The following is a 12,988-nucleotide window of genomic DNA, read 5'->3' as shown; positions in this document are numbered from 1 at the left end:
GCTCAAGCAACGCAAGCTCGGTGAACAGGATCGACAGATTGACGTTGAAGCGCATGTCCGTGAAACCCATGAGGGCCGGCGCTCCTTCCGGATAGCGGATTCTTACTTCTGCTTTACGAGTTGGTGGCGAGGTCGGGCACGGGGGTCAAGCGCGCCCGACCCGCCGTCCGGATCGACTCCGGTTCAGGACTTGAGCGGCTTGATCGCCGTGGGGGCGTGGCCGGGCTCGGTGGCGAGCTCCTCCCACTCCTTGATGTCGCTGATGTCGAAGGTGGTGCTCATCGAGATGTTGGTGATCCGCTCCAGGATCGCCTCGACGACGACCGGCACCCGGTGCTCGGCGGCGAGCTTCTTGGCCTCCTCGAAGGCGGCGCCCAGTTCGTTCGGGTCGGTGACCCGGATGGCCTTGCAGCCCAGGCCCTCGGCGACCTTGATGTGGTCGACGCCGTAGACGCCGAGCTCCGGGGAGTTGATGTTCTCGAACTCCAGGTTGACCTCGAAGTTGATGTCGAGGCCCAGCTGCGCCTGGCGGATCAGGCCCAGGTAGGAGTTGTTCACCAGCACATGGACGTAGGGGATCTTGTGCTGGGCACCGACCGCCAACTCCTCGATGAGGAACTGGAAGTCGTAGTCACCGGAGAGCGCGACGACCGGGGTCTCCGGGTCGGCCGTGGCGGCGCCGAGCGCGGCCGGGATGGTCCAGCCGAGCGGGCCGGCCTGGCCGCAGTTGATCCAGTGGCGCGGCTTGTAGACGTGCAGCATCTGCGCGCCGGCGATCTGGGAGAGGCCGATGGTGGAGACGTAGCGGGTCTCCGGGCCGAAGGCCTTGTTCATCTCCTCGTAGACGCGCTGCGGCTTCATCGGGATGTCGTCGAAGTGCGTACGGCGCTGCAACTCGGCCTTGCGCTCCTGGGTGGCGGCGGCCCAGTCGTTGCGGTCCGGCAGCCTGCCCTCGGCCTTGAGCTCCTTGGCGACCTCGACGAACAGCTCCAGCGCGGCCTTGGCGTCGGAGACGATGCCGTAGTCCGGGGCGAAGATCTTGCCGATCTGGGTCGGCTCGATGTCGACGTGGACGAACTTCCGACCCTTGGTGTAGACGTCCAGCTTGTAGCCGGTGTGGCGGTTGGCCCAGCGGTTGCCGATGCCGAGGACGAAGTCCGACTCCAGGAAGTTCGCGTTGCCGTAGCGGTGCGAGGTCTGGAGGCCGACCATACCGGCGTTCAGCTCGTGGTCGTCCGGAATGGCGCCCCAGCCCATCAGGGTCGGGATGACCGGGATGCCGGTGATCTCCGCGAACTCGACCAGCAGGTGGGAGGCGTCGGCGTTGATGATGCCGCCGCCGGCGACGAGCAGCGGGCGCTCGGACTCGTTCAGCAGCGAGATGGCCTTCTCGACCTGCCTGCGGGTCGCGGCCGGCTTGTAGACCGGGAGCGGCTCGTAGGTCTCCGGGTCGAACTCGATCTCGGTCTGCTGGACGTCGATCGGGAGGTCGATGAGGACCGGGCCGGGGCGGCCGGAACGCATCAGGTGGAATGCCTCCTGGAAGACGCCCGGGACCTGCGCGGCCTCAAGGACGGTGGTGGCCTTCTTGGTGACCGGGGCCGCGATCGAGGCGATGTCGACGGCCTGGAAGTCCTCCTTGTGGATCACGTGGGTCGGCGCCTGGCCGGTGATGCACAGGATCGGAATCGAGTCGCCGATGGCGGAGTACAGGCCGGTGATCATGTCGGTGCCGGCCGGGCCGGAGGTGCCGATGCAGACGCCGATGTTGCCGGGGTTGCTCCGGGTGTAGCCCTCGGCCATGTGGGAGGCGCCCTCGACGTGCCGGGCGAGGGTGTGAGCAATGCCGCCGGCCAGTTTGAGCTGCTTGTAGAAGGGGTTGATCGCCGCACCCGGCACACCGAACGCGTTCGTCACGCCTTCGAGCTTGAGGATCTCCACCGCGGCACGGGCGGCTGTCATTCGAGGCATCGAGTACTCCTGCGTCGACCTGTCACGGGCTGGTTCCGGCGAAGGGCCAGAGCTGATTAATTCCGTATCATGGAATTAATGTTTTGCTTTATGGAAGGAAAGTAGAGCGCGGCGCATCACCCGTCAAGAGGCGAGGGACAGCCGGGGCACCCACGGGCACGCAAAGAGCCGCGCACCGGGCGGATGCCCGATACGCGGCTCAGTGGCTGCTCAGCGAGGTGACGGAGGAGTGACGAAGGGGCGTCGGGAGCCGCCGGCGTTCCCGGCGGGCCGGGCGCCGGCGGTACGGCGGGGCGCCGCCACGACCTCGGCGGCGCACGACGGAGGGCGATCAGTCGGCCTCCCGCAACCCCCCGAAGCCGTCCACGAAGCGCGCGAACAGCCTTGTAAAGACGGCGAGTTCCTCCTCCGACCAGTCCACGGCCACCCGCTCCACCGCAGTGCGGCGGAAGGCGTGCGCCCGCTCCAGTACGGCGCGGCCGGCCGGGGTGAGGGCGAGCGGCGCGCGGCGCCCGTCCGCCTGGTCGGCCCGGCGCAGCACCCAACCGGCCGCGACCGCCGACGCCACCAGGCGACTGGCCCGGGGCTGGTCGATCCGCAGCGCCTCGGCGACCCCGCGCACCCCGACCGGCTCCCCTGCCTCCTCGGCCGCTTCCACCACGTCGAGGACGTGTTCCAGCAGACCCTGGCCGACCGCGGCCTGACCCGCCGCCACCGGCAGGTGCTGCACAACCTCGCCACCGCGGGGCCGCACGACGCCCGTACGCTCACCGAGAAGCTGCGCCCCTTCTGGGACGAGGGCGCCGTCACGCTCGACGAGGTCACCACCGACCTCGAAGCCCGCCGCTGGATCACCCACGACGCGACCTCCGGGACGTATGCCGCCACACCCGAGGGCGGCACGGCGCACGCCGAGGTGGAGCGGCTGGTCACGGCGACCCGCCGCCGCCTGATGACGGATGTCACGGACGAGGAGTACGTCGGCACCGTCACCGTCCTGGCCCGGATGTGCAGCAACCTGGAGCCGAGCCCCACGGGCCGCTGACCGCCGGGACGGGAGGCGGCCACCGCCCGCCCCGGCAGCCGCGCGCTAACGGATCGGCACCCCCGCCAGCGCCCGGGCGATCACCAGCCGCTGGATCTCGCTGGTGCCCTCGAAGATCGTGTAGATGGCGGCGTCGCGGTGCATCCGCTCGACCGGGTACTCGCGGGTGAAGCCGTTGCCGCCGAGGATCTGGACGGCCTGGGCGGTGACCTTCTTGGCGACCTCACTGGCGAAGAGCTTGGACATCGAGCCCTCGGCGTGCTCGAACTTCTTACTGGTGGCCGCCATCCAGGAGGCCCGCCACACCAGCAGCCGCGCCGCGTCGATCTGGGTGCGCATGTCCGCGAGCTGGAAGGCGACGCCCTGGTTGTCGATGATCGGGCGGCCGAACTGCTCACGGGTCCTGGCGTACTCCAGGGCCTCCTCGTAGGCGGCACGGGCGGTGCCGACCGCCATGGCGCCCACGGCCGGGCGGGACGCCTCGAAGGTCGCCATCGCGGCGTTCTTCACCCTCTCACCGCCGACCCTGGCCTTCTCCCGGGCCCGGGCGAGGCGCTCGTCGAGCTTGTCCTTGCCGCCGAGCAGGCAGTGGCCGGGGACCCGGACGTCCTCCAGGACGACCTCGGCGGTGTGCGAGGCGCGGATGCCGTGCTTCTTGAACTTCTGCCCCTGGGCGAGACCGGGGGTGTTCGGCGGGACGATGAAGGAGGCGTGCCCCTTGGAACCCAGCTCGGGGTCGACGACCGCGACGACGACATGGACGTTGGCGATACCGCCGTTGGTCGCCCAGGTCTTGGTGCCGTTGAGCACCCACTCGTCCTTGGCCTCGTCGTAGACGGCCCGGGTGCGCATCGAGGCGACGTCGGAGCCGGCGTCCGGCTCCGACGAGCAGAAGGCGGCGACCTTGACGTCGTTCGCATCGCCGTACATCTGCGGGACCCAGGTGCCGATCTGCTCCTCGGTGCCGTTGGCGAGCACGCCGACGGCGGCCAGGCCGGTGCCGACGATGGACAGCGCGATGCCCGCGTCGCCCCAGAAGAGCTCCTCCATGGTCATCGGGACGCCGAGGCCGGTCGGGTCGAAGAACTGCTGGGCATAGAAGTCCAGCGAGTACAGGCCGATCTTGGCGGCCTCCTGGATGACCGGCCAGGGGGTCTCCTCGCGCTCGTCCCACTCGGCGGCGGCGGGGCGCATGACGTCCGCGGCGAAGCCGTGAATCCAGTCACGGACTTCCTTCTGCTCGTCGTTGAGCTCCATGGTGAACTCGGCCATGTCCCCTCCAGTGCTGCGGGCAGTACAGATGTTACTAGCGGTAACCCGCAGTGTGTTACTCGCCAGTAAGGGATGTCAACTCCCCCTGGGACGAATTCGCGAGCGAGATCGGGTGTTACGTTGCGCCAGCGCCACGGATACACAATGGGTGGGGAGCACGACCATGGAGAGCACAAAGCACAACGGCCGCCAGCAATCGGCGACCGAACGCAGACGGCGGGAGCTGCTGGAGGCCGCCGAGCGCATCGTGCTGCGCGACGGCCCGGACGCGTCGATGAACGCCATCGCCGCCGAGGCGGGCATCACCAAGCCGATCCTCTACCGGCACTTCGGCGACAAGGGCGGGCTCTACCGCGCGCTGGCCGTACGGCACACCGACGCGCTGCTGGACAACCTGCGGATCGCGCTGGACGCCCCGGTGCTGCGCCGGGACCGGGTCGAGGCCACCCTCGACGCCTATCTGCTCGCCATCGAGACCCGCCCGCAGGTCTACCGCTTCCTGATGCACCCCTCGGAGGCGGGCGCCTCGGAGTCCGGTTTCGACGTCGGACGGCACTCCGCCCCGCTGCTGCGCCGGCTCGGCGAGGAGCTGGCCAAGGTGATAACGGACCGGCTCGACCTGGGGCCCGGCGGCGAGCTGACGGCACGCGTCTGGGGGCACGGCATCGTCGGCATGATGCACGGGGCCGGCGACTGGTGGCTGCGCGAACGCCCTTGCAGCCGCGAGCAGTTGGTCCAGCAACTCACCGATCTGCTGTGGGGCCAGCTGGCCGCGGTCGAGGACCGCGCGGGCGGACCGGGATTCTGACGGCGGGCGGGCCGGTACGGGGACGGGCCCGCCCGGCCGCTCAGCGGTCGGTGGCCGCCGTCCGTTCCGCACCGGCGGCCCACGGCGCCCTGGCCGCGGCGCGCAGCGCCCGGCGACGGCGCAGCCCGGACAGCCGGTCGACGTAGAGACCGCCGTCGAGGTGGTCGCACTCGTGCTGGAGACAGCGGGCGAAGAATCCGGTACCGGTCACCGTCCGCGGCTCGCCGGTCGCGCTGAAGCCGGTCACCACCGCCCGGTCGTGACGCGGGGTGCCGGCCTCGATACCGGGGAGCGAGAGACAGCCCTCGGGGCCGCGGACGACCGGGCCGTCGGTCTCCACGAGCCGGGGGTTGACCAGGTGCCCCAGGTGGCGGCGGTCCTCGTCGTCCGGGCAGTCGTAGACGAACACCCGCAACGGGACCCCGATCTGGTTGGCGGCGAGGCCGACGCCGTGCGCGGCGTACATGGACGCGTACATGTCCTCGATCAGCCGGGCCAGCTCGCCGTCGAAGGCGGTGACCTCGCGACAGGGGCCGGTCAGGGCGGGATCGCCGAGGAGGCGCAGGGGGTGCGGCCGGCCGGAGCTGCCGGGGATGGTGCGGGAACGCATGGGCTCAAGCGTACGGTCCGATGCGCACCGGATGTCGCCTCACGGGTGGCGGGGTTCGGGCCCGCGGCCGGATCTCGATAGGCTGATCCCCGACCGAAGCCTCCGGCCGGTCATCGGCTGCGGAGGGAGCGTTCCACCGGCAGTCTCACGACAAGCGGGCGCCGGATGCAAGGAGGATCAAGGACGATGGCAGGCAACACGGAGCCGCTGTCGCCGCGGGCCAAGCTGGCCGTGACGGCAGGCAAGGCCGCGGCGGCGGTGTCGCGCGCGGCGGGCCGCGGCAGCGGATCGGTGATCGGTGGCCGGGTGGCACTCAAGCTCGACCCCGACCTGCTGGCGCGGCTGGCCCGGCACTTGGACGTCGTCCTGGTGTCGGCCACCAACGGCAAGACGACCACGACGCGGCTGATCGCAGAGGCGCTGCGGGCCAGCGGACCGGTCGTCTCCAACGCGCTCGGCGCCAACATGCCGGCGGGCATCACGTCCGCGCTGGCCGGCGGCTCGGACGCCAAGTACGGCGTCATCGAGGTGGACGAGAAGTACCTCGCGGGCGTGGCCCGCGATGTGACGCCCAAGGCCATAGCGCTGCTGAACCTCTCGCGCGACCAGCTCGACCGCGCCGCCGAGACCCGGATGCTGGCGGAGAAGTGGCGCGAGGGCCTGTCCGGCTCCAAGGCGCTGATCGTCGCCAACGCGGACGACCCGCTGATCGTCTGGGCGGCCTCGTCGTCCGCGAACGTGGTGTGGGTCGCGGCCGGCCAGGAGTGGAAGGACGACGCCTGGTCCTGCCCGTCCTGCGGTGGTGTGATGCAGCGCCCCGGCGACGACTGGTTCTGCGCCGAGTGCGGCTTCCGTCGCCCCACGCCCAGCTGGGCGCTCTCCGGCGACCACGTCCTCGACCCGCACGGCAGCGCCTGGCCGATCAAGCTTCAGCTGCCGGGCCGCGCGAACAAGGCCAACGCCACCACCTCCGCCGCGGTCGCCGCCGCCTTCGGGGTGCCGCCGCAGGTCGCGCTGGAGCGGATGTTCTCGGTGCAGGCGGTCGCCGGCCGCTATGACGTGGTCACGTTCCAGCAGCGGGAGCTGCGGCTGCTGCTGGCGAAGAACCCGGCCGGCTGGCTGGAGACCTTCTCGCTGATCGACCCGCCGCCGACCCCGGTGATCATGTCGGTGAACGCGCGCGGCGCGGACGGCACCGACACCTCCTGGCTGTGGGACGTCGACTACACCCGGCTGGCCGGCCACCCGATCTTCGTGCTCGGCGACCGCAAGCTGGACCTGGCGGTGCGGCTGGAGGTCGCGGGGCTCGACTTCCAGGTGTGCGACAGCCTCGACGAGGCGGTCCAGCTGGCGCCGCCCGGCCGTATCGAGGTCATCGCCAACTACACCGCCTTCCAGGACCTGCGCCGCCGCGTGGGCAACTGACCGGGATCCACCCCCTGACGAACAAGGACGAGCAAGCATGAGTGACAACAGCCTGCGCCTGGTGTGGATCTACCCGGACCTGCTGAGCACCTACGGCGACCAGGGGAACGCCCTGGTGGTGGAGCGGCGGGCGCGCCAGCGCGGTCTGGACGTACAGCGCGTGGACGTACGCTCCGACCAGCAGATCCCCACCTCGGGCGACATCTACCTGATCGGCGGCGGCGAGGACCGGCCGCAGCGACTGGCCTCCGAGCGGCTGATCCGGGACGGCGGGCTGTCCCGCGCGGTCTCCAACGGCGCGATCGTCTTCTCGGTGTGCGCCGGCTACCAGATCCTGGGCCATGAGTTCATCAACGACCTGGGCGAGCGGCAGCAGGGCCTGGGGCTGCTGGACGTGGTGAGCACCCGCGGCGAGGGCGAGCGCTGCGTCGGCGACGTACTCGCCGACATCGACCCGAAGCTGGGCCTGCCGCCGCTGACCGGCTTCGAGAACCACCAGGGCGTGACGCACCTGGGCAAGACCGCCCGGCCGTTCGCCAAGGTGCGGTTCGGCAAGGGCAACGGCGTCGGCGACGGCTACGAGGGCGCGTACAACGACACCGTCTTCGGTACGTACATGCACGGCCCGGTGATGGCCCGCAATCCGCACATCGCCGACCTGCTGCTCAAGCTGGCGCTGGACGTCAATGCGCTGCCGCCGGTGGAAGACCGGTGGTACGAGGCGCTGCGCCAGGAGCGGATCGCGGCGGCGACCCAGCCCGCCTGATCCGACGCCCTTCCTCTGCGTCTCTCTGCCCCTTTTCCACACCTTTTCGTACGCCCGCAGTCCGCACTGCGGGCGTACGTGTGTCGGGAGGCCTCGCGCTTGTAGGGTGAGCGGGATCCAACCGGACGACGGGGTCCGGGCCCCCCGGTTGAGTTGCAGAGGGTTTTCGAGCAATGCGCATTGGTGTCCTCACCTCCGGCGGCGACTGCCCCGGTCTGAACGCCGTCATCCGCTCCGTCGTCCACCGCGCCACCGCCGACCACGGCGATGAGGTGATCGGATTCCGCGACGGCTGGAAGGGCCTGCTGGACTGCGACTACCGCAAGCTCGACCTCGACGCCGTCGGCGGCATCCTGGCGCGCGGCGGCACCATCCTCGGGTCGTCGCGGGTACAGCCCGCCCATCTGCGCGACGGTGTCGAGCGGGCCCGCGGCCACGTCGCCGAGCTGGGCCTGGACGCGATCATCCCGATCGGCGGCGAGGGCACGCTGAAGGCGGCCCGGCTGCTGTCGGACGCCGGGCTGCCGATCGTCGGCGTGCCGAAGACCATCGACAACGACATCGCGGTCACAGACGTGACCTTCGGCTTCGACACCGCGGTGGGCGTCGCCACCGAGGCGCTGGACCGGCTCAAGACCACCGCCGAGTCCCACCAGCGCGTGATGATCGTCGAGGTGATGGGCCGGCACACCGGGTGGATCGCGCTGCACTCGGGCATGGCCGCCGGTGCGCACGCGATCGTGGTGCCGGAGCGGCCGTTCGACATCGACGAGCTGACCGCACGGGTCTCCGCGCGCTTCGAGGCCGGCAAGAAGTTCGCCATCGTGGTCGTCGCCGAGGGCGCCAAGCCGCGCGAGGGCACCATGTCCTTCGACGTCGGCGGCACGGACGTCTACGGGCACGAGCGGTTCGCCGGCGTCGCCCGGCAGCTCTCCGTGGAGCTGGAGAACCGCCTCGGCAAGGAGGCCCGCCCGGTCATCCTCGGCCACGTCCAGCGCGGCGGCACCCCCACCGCCTACGACCGGGTGCTCGCCACCCGCTTCGGCTGGCACGCGGTGGAGGCCGCGCACCGCGGGGAGTTCGGGATGATGACCGCGCTGCGCGGCACGGACATCACGCTGGTGCCGCTGGCCGAGGCGGTCGAGAGCCTCAAGACGGTGCCCGCGGAGCGCTATGACGAGGCCGAGTGCGTGCTGTGACCACGGCGACCGTGGCGCGCTGATCCCTGTCGTACCCACCGCCCCCGACCACTGCCCCGATATGCGGCCCTGCCGCGGGGTCCGGCCGGGGGCGGTTCTACTCTTGTCGCCGGAGCATTGGTACGAATCAGGAGCGAGCGGATGGATCACAGCGGGCACGGCATGGACGGCATGAACATGGATCTGCCGCCGTTCACGCTGGGGCGGGGCCTGGAGTTCGGGGGTGATCCGGTCTTCCTCGTCGGCTGCCTGCTGGGCCTCGGGCTCTACGGCTGGGCGGTGGTCCGGCTGCGGCGACGCGGGGACGCCTGGCCGGTCGGCCGGACCGTGGCGTGGGTCCTGGGCGTCCTGACGGTGGCACTGGTGATGTGCACCAAGCTCAACGACTACGGCATGGCCATGTTCAGCGTGCACATGGTCCAGCACATGGTCGTCAGCATGCTCTCGCCGATCCTGCTGCTGCTCGGGGGGCCGGTGACGCTGGCGCTGCGGGCGCTGCCGACCGCGGGGCGCGGCCGCAAGGGCCCGCGCGAACTCCTGGTGGCGCTGCTGCACAGCCGTTACATGCGGATCATCACCCACCCCGCCTTCACCATCCCGCTCTTCATCGCGAGCCTCTACGCCCTCTACTTCTCGCCGCTGTTCGACTTCCTGATGGAGTCCCGGGCCGGGCACATCGGGATGATGGTGCACTTCCTCGCCGTCGGTCTGGTCTTCTTCTGGCCCATCATGGGCGTGGACCCGGGGCCGCACCGGCCGGGCCATGTGATGCGGATTCTGGAGCTGTTCGCCGGGATGCCGTTCCACGCGTTCTTCGGCATCGCGCTGATGATGGCGTCGGAGCCGATGGTCGACACCTTCGTGCATCCGCCGGCCTCGCTGGGGATCGAGGCGCTCGCCGACCAGCAGGCGGCCGGCGGCATCGCCTGGGCGTTCAGCGAGATCCCGTCCGTCGTGGTGCTGATCGCGCTGGTCTACCAGTGGTACAAGTCCGAGAAGCGCCAGTCGCAGCGCGCCGACCGGGCCGCCGAGCGCAACGGTGACCGGGACCTGGCCGACTACAACGCCTACCTGGCCTCGCTCAACGCCCGGGGGCGGTGAGGGCGGGTCGACCGTCTGGCGGCACGGGCCGCGGCCGGGGACGATGGTCCCATGGCCGCGGCCCGTGGCATGAGCGCCCCGGGCCGGCGTGAGGAGGGTGCGGGTATGCCCGGATCTGCTAGGACGATGGCCGTACTGACCGTCGGCGGGCTGGTGGTGGCCACCGCGTACACCGTGGCGATGGGCGCCAACGGCTGGGTCTGGTTCTCGTGGGTGGTCCTGGCGCTGGTGACGATCGGGGTCGTGGCGGCGCGACCGGTCTGAGGTCGCTTGCGGGCGCGGCGGGACGGCCGGGTGACGGGACGGCCGGGTGACGGGACGGCCGGGTGACGGGACGGCCGGCCTCAGAAGCGGAAGACCGGGCCTGTGGCGGAGTCCATCGTGCAGGCGTTGGGGAACTGCTTGCGCCAGTTCACCGGGCCACCGCGCCAGGTGCCGGTCGCGGTGACCGTGACCGGGTTGTACTGCTTGGTGCACGGGTGCGGCTCGCCGGGCAGCGCGTCCATGTCCCCGCGCGCCCAGGTCAGTGCGTCGCAGGCGGCGAGGGCGCGCGGATGCCTGCCGTAGGTGTCCGGGCAGCTGAGCCGTACGCCCCGCATCCAGGTGTGGTCGTCGCCGGACACGGTCAGCAGCAGCCCCTGGTCGGTGTCGGTCGACGGGGATGCGGAGGCGGCGGGCGGCGGCTCGATCGCGGCCGGCGGCGGTGGCTCGGCGGCACCGACCGGGGCGGCGCAGAACGTGCCGGCCAGCGCCGCGGACACGGTGGCGAGCACAACGGTGGGCACGGCGGCACGGGGGGTTCGGCGTCGGCGGCTGACGGGCATCGATGTCTCCTGGGAACGCTCGGTGGGATCAGGCCACCTCGCCCGGCCCCCGCGCACAAGCGGCCACGCCGTGACGTCGCCCGTACGGCGCCGCGCACCAGGGTGGCCGGCGACGGAGGAGGCGACTCCGTCACCGGCCACCGGACCGGAACTACCCCACGCGCTCGATGCGGGCGCGGCGGATCAGGAACTTCCCCTCCTCACGTACCTGCTCGAAGGCGGCGTTGTTCAGCAGCACGCAGCTGCCCGACGTGGACGTCACGGACACGGTCGTCGACTTGTTGTTGTCCAGGTTGGTCACCTTCAGCTTGGTACCGGCGGGGAACTGGTCGCTGGAGGCCGCCGGCGCGCCGCCCTCGCCGGAGAGGGTCACCGTCGAACCGGGGCAGACGACGTCGCCACCGGCGGCAGGGGGTGCCGCGGAGGCGGACGGATCGCCCGCGGCGGGCGGTGCCTGCGCCCCGGAGGACGGCGGCTCCTCGGACGCCGGCGGGGCGCTGGTGCCGGGCGGGGCGCTGGAGCCGGGAGGGGCCGCCGCGGCGTCTCCCCCACTCGCTCCCGAACCGCAGCCGGCGGCCTGCTGCTTGACCTGGATCTCCTTGATCACGGCCTGCCGGTTGGCGATCCGCGCCGCCGACTGGGCGTCGGGATGGGCCTGTTGATCGGCGATGAACTTCTGGTTGTTGCTCAGGGCGGTGGCCAGTCCGTCGCACGCCACCGAGGCCTGGCTGGTGCCGGTCGTGGCGATGGCGATACCGCCGACCAGCGCCGCGGCGCTGACCCCGACGACGACCTTCTGTCGACGGGTCACTCTTCTCTTGCGGGACATGTTCGGCTCCTGTCCTCTGCCTGGAACACCCTGGGTTCAGGCACGGTTGCCGGCCAGTACGGAGCGCCGACCGCCGTCGGTTCAGCGGGAGTTCAAAGTTGTCCGGGGATGCCAAAGCGACCTGCCGGAGCGGCGGCCGGGCCGCCTGGCCGAACGGCTCCGGATCCGGCCGGTGGTGGTGACCGGGCGAGCGGTTGCCCATACACTCACTGCCCCTTCCGAGAACCCTCGTGACCTGCAACGACGCTGCGAGGAAGACCGACGGAAGAGGGAGCCGCCCCCGTGTTCTACCAGGTGCTGAAGTACGTCCTCCTGGGTCCCTTACTGCGGCTGGTGTTCCGGCCGCGGATCGAGGGGCTGGAGCACGTACCGGAGGAGGGCGCGGCGATCATCGCCGGCAACCACCTCTCGTTCGCGGACCACTTCGTGATGCCGGCGATCGTGCCGCGCCGGGTGACGTTCCTGGCCAAGGCCGAGTACTTCACCGGGCCCGGGCTGAAGGGGCGGCTGACCGCGGCGTTCTTCCGAGGGGTGGGACAGGTTCCGGTGGACCGCTCCGGTGGGCGCGCCTCGCAGGCGGCGATCGCTTCGGGTCTCTCCGTCCTGCGCAAGGGCCGGCTCCTGGGGATCTACCCGGAGGGCACCCGCTCGCACGACGGCCGCCTCTACAAGGGCCGCACCGGGGTGGCGTCGATGGCCGTCCAGGCGGGGGTGCCGGTCGTGCCGTGCGCGATGATCGGTACGTTCGAGGCGCAGCCGACCGGCCGGCGGCTGCCGCGGATCATGCGGATCACCATCCGCTTCGGAGCGCCGCTGGACTTCTCGCGGTACGCGGGGATGGCGGACGAACGCATCGCGCTGCGCGCCGTCACCGACGAGATCATGTACGCGATCCTCACCCTGTCCGGGCAGGAGTACGTCGACGGCTACGCGGTCGACGCCAAGGCGGCGGCGCAGGCACGGGCGCGCGGCCAGAGCCGGCGGCCGGACTCCCCTTCCTCATGACGGTTCATGACGGTTCATGAGAGTTGGCAACGGTCCGTGCCCTTTCATGACCGGTGCTGCCGGTGGTCGCCGGCGGCACCGCTTGCCGGGCGGTCGTCCTTCCGCCACGGGCGAACCGTCCGGCGGCGCCGTC

Annotated in this window: 14 protein-coding genes; 8 read left to right on the top strand and 6 right to left on the bottom strand. The window is 71.0% G+C overall.

The genetic code is table 11. The features are described 5' to 3' along the window. Positions 1–183: 183 nt before the first annotated feature. Both gcl and AB0C96_RS39870 read right to left on the bottom strand, forming a co-directional pair. On the bottom strand, positions 184–1,971 hold the full coding sequence (gcl, locus tag AB0C96_RS39875) for a glyoxylate carboligase (protein WP_362924817.1): 1,788 nt from the start codon (positions 1,969–1,971) through the stop codon (positions 184–186). A gap of 331 nt (positions 1,972–2,302) precedes the next feature. Beyond that, positions 2,303–2,686: a MarR family winged helix-turn-helix transcriptional regulator gene (locus tag AB0C96_RS39870; RefSeq protein WP_362924816.1), complete on the bottom strand. Its 384-nt coding sequence runs from the start codon at positions 2,684–2,686 to the stop codon at positions 2,303–2,305. On the opposite strand from AB0C96_RS39870, the gene AB0C96_RS39865 reads away from it, so the two are divergent. After that, positions 2,642–3,016, top strand: coding sequence for a MarR family winged helix-turn-helix transcriptional regulator (locus tag AB0C96_RS39865; protein ID WP_362924814.1), 375 nt, complete (start codon positions 2,642–2,644; stop codon positions 3,014–3,016). The genes AB0C96_RS39870 and AB0C96_RS39865 overlap by 45 nt on opposite strands. Positions 3,017–3,061: 45 nt before the next feature. On the opposite strand, the gene AB0C96_RS39860 is transcribed toward AB0C96_RS39865, so the two are convergent. Then, entirely contained in the window at positions 3,062–4,288 is a 1,227-nt protein-coding gene (locus AB0C96_RS39860; RefSeq protein WP_362924812.1) for an acyl-CoA dehydrogenase family protein, read from the bottom strand. Positions 4,289–4,451: 163 nt separating this feature from the next. Between AB0C96_RS39860 and AB0C96_RS39855 the strand changes: the two genes are divergently transcribed. Further along, positions 4,452–5,096, top strand: coding sequence for a TetR family transcriptional regulator (locus tag AB0C96_RS39855; protein ID WP_362924810.1), 645 nt, complete (start codon positions 4,452–4,454; stop codon positions 5,094–5,096). 40 nt (positions 5,097–5,136) lie between these two features. Here the strand turns inward: AB0C96_RS39855 and def are convergent, their stop codons facing one another. Next, a complete protein-coding gene (gene def, locus AB0C96_RS39850) occupies positions 5,137–5,706 on the bottom strand; it encodes a peptide deformylase (RefSeq protein ID WP_362924808.1) in 570 nt (189 codons plus the stop codon). A 186-nt stretch (positions 5,707–5,892) separates the two neighbouring features. On the opposite strand from def, the gene AB0C96_RS39845 reads away from it, so the two are divergent. The 5 genes from AB0C96_RS39845 to AB0C96_RS39825 all read left to right on the top strand — a co-directional run bounded on the left by AB0C96_RS39845 (position 5,893) and on the right by AB0C96_RS39825 (position 10,461). Next, complete coding sequence (locus AB0C96_RS39845) at positions 5,893–7,131, top strand: MurT ligase domain-containing protein (RefSeq protein WP_362924807.1); 1,239 nt, start codon at positions 5,893–5,895, stop codon at positions 7,129–7,131. A 37-nt stretch (positions 7,132–7,168) separates the two neighbouring features. After that, complete coding sequence (locus AB0C96_RS39840) at positions 7,169–7,897, top strand: glutamine amidotransferase (RefSeq protein WP_362924805.1); 729 nt, start codon at positions 7,169–7,171, stop codon at positions 7,895–7,897. 173 nt (positions 7,898–8,070) lie between these two features. Further along, positions 8,071–9,096, top strand: coding sequence for a 6-phosphofructokinase (locus AB0C96_RS39835; RefSeq protein ID WP_362924803.1), 1,026 nt, complete (start codon positions 8,071–8,073; stop codon positions 9,094–9,096). Positions 9,097–9,237: 141 nt separating this feature from the next. Then, positions 9,238–10,197, top strand: a complete 960-nt coding sequence (locus tag AB0C96_RS39830) for a cytochrome c oxidase assembly protein (protein ID WP_362924802.1) — start codon at positions 9,238–9,240, stop codon at positions 10,195–10,197. A gap of 105 nt (positions 10,198–10,302) precedes the next feature. Next, complete coding sequence (locus AB0C96_RS39825; RefSeq protein WP_362924800.1) at positions 10,303–10,461, top strand: hypothetical protein; 159 nt, start codon at positions 10,303–10,305, stop codon at positions 10,459–10,461. An 80-nt stretch (positions 10,462–10,541) separates the two neighbouring features. Here the strand turns inward: AB0C96_RS39825 and AB0C96_RS39820 are convergent, their stop codons facing one another. Continuing rightward, positions 10,542–11,021 (bottom strand): SSI family serine proteinase inhibitor, encoded by a 480-nt coding sequence (locus tag AB0C96_RS39820; protein WP_362924798.1) that lies wholly within the window; start codon positions 11,019–11,021, stop codon positions 10,542–10,544. Positions 11,022–11,172: 151 nt separating this feature from the next. Beyond that, positions 11,173–11,850 (bottom strand): hypothetical protein, encoded by a 678-nt coding sequence (locus AB0C96_RS39815; protein ID WP_362924797.1) that lies wholly within the window; start codon positions 11,848–11,850, stop codon positions 11,173–11,175. Positions 11,851–12,132: 282 nt separating this feature from the next. On the opposite strand from AB0C96_RS39815, the gene AB0C96_RS39810 reads away from it, so the two are divergent. Next, positions 12,133–12,855, top strand: coding sequence for a lysophospholipid acyltransferase family protein (locus AB0C96_RS39810; protein ID WP_362924795.1), 723 nt, complete (start codon positions 12,133–12,135; stop codon positions 12,853–12,855). The last annotated feature ends 133 nt before the right edge of the window (positions 12,856–12,988 follow it).

Source organism: Streptomyces sp. NPDC048506, assembly GCF_040651315.1.
Lineage (GTDB): Bacteria > Actinomycetota > Actinomycetes > Streptomycetales > Streptomycetaceae > Streptomyces.
The sequence above is the reverse complement of the archived record's forward strand: the minus strand, read 5'-3'. Positions and strand labels throughout refer to the sequence as shown.

Coding starts and splice junctions, on each gene's coding strand:
- gcl (WP_362924817.1), bottom strand. CDS start 1,971: ATGCCTCGAATGACAGCCGCCCGTGCCGCGGTGGAGATCCTCAAGCTC.
- AB0C96_RS39860 (WP_362924812.1), bottom strand. CDS start 4,288: ATGGCCGAGTTCACCATGGAGCTCAACGACGAGCAGAAGGAAGTCCGT.
- AB0C96_RS39855 (WP_362924810.1), top strand. CDS start 4,452: ATGGAGAGCACAAAGCACAACGGCCGCCAGCAATCGGCGACCGAACGC.
- def (WP_362924808.1), bottom strand. CDS start 5,706: ATGCGTTCCCGCACCATCCCCGGCAGCTCCGGCCGGCCGCACCCCCTG.
- AB0C96_RS39845 (WP_362924807.1), top strand. CDS start 5,893: ATGGCAGGCAACACGGAGCCGCTGTCGCCGCGGGCCAAGCTGGCCGTG.
- AB0C96_RS39840 (WP_362924805.1), top strand. CDS start 7,169: ATGAGTGACAACAGCCTGCGCCTGGTGTGGATCTACCCGGACCTGCTG.
- AB0C96_RS39835 (WP_362924803.1), top strand. CDS start 8,071: ATGCGCATTGGTGTCCTCACCTCCGGCGGCGACTGCCCCGGTCTGAAC.
- AB0C96_RS39830 (WP_362924802.1), top strand. CDS start 9,238: ATGGATCACAGCGGGCACGGCATGGACGGCATGAACATGGATCTGCCG.
- AB0C96_RS39825 (WP_362924800.1), top strand. CDS start 10,303: ATGCCCGGATCTGCTAGGACGATGGCCGTACTGACCGTCGGCGGGCTG.
- AB0C96_RS39820 (WP_362924798.1), bottom strand. CDS start 11,021: ATGCCCGTCAGCCGCCGACGCCGAACCCCCCGTGCCGCCGTGCCCACC.
- AB0C96_RS39815 (WP_362924797.1), bottom strand. CDS start 11,850: ATGTCCCGCAAGAGAAGAGTGACCCGTCGACAGAAGGTCGTCGTCGGG.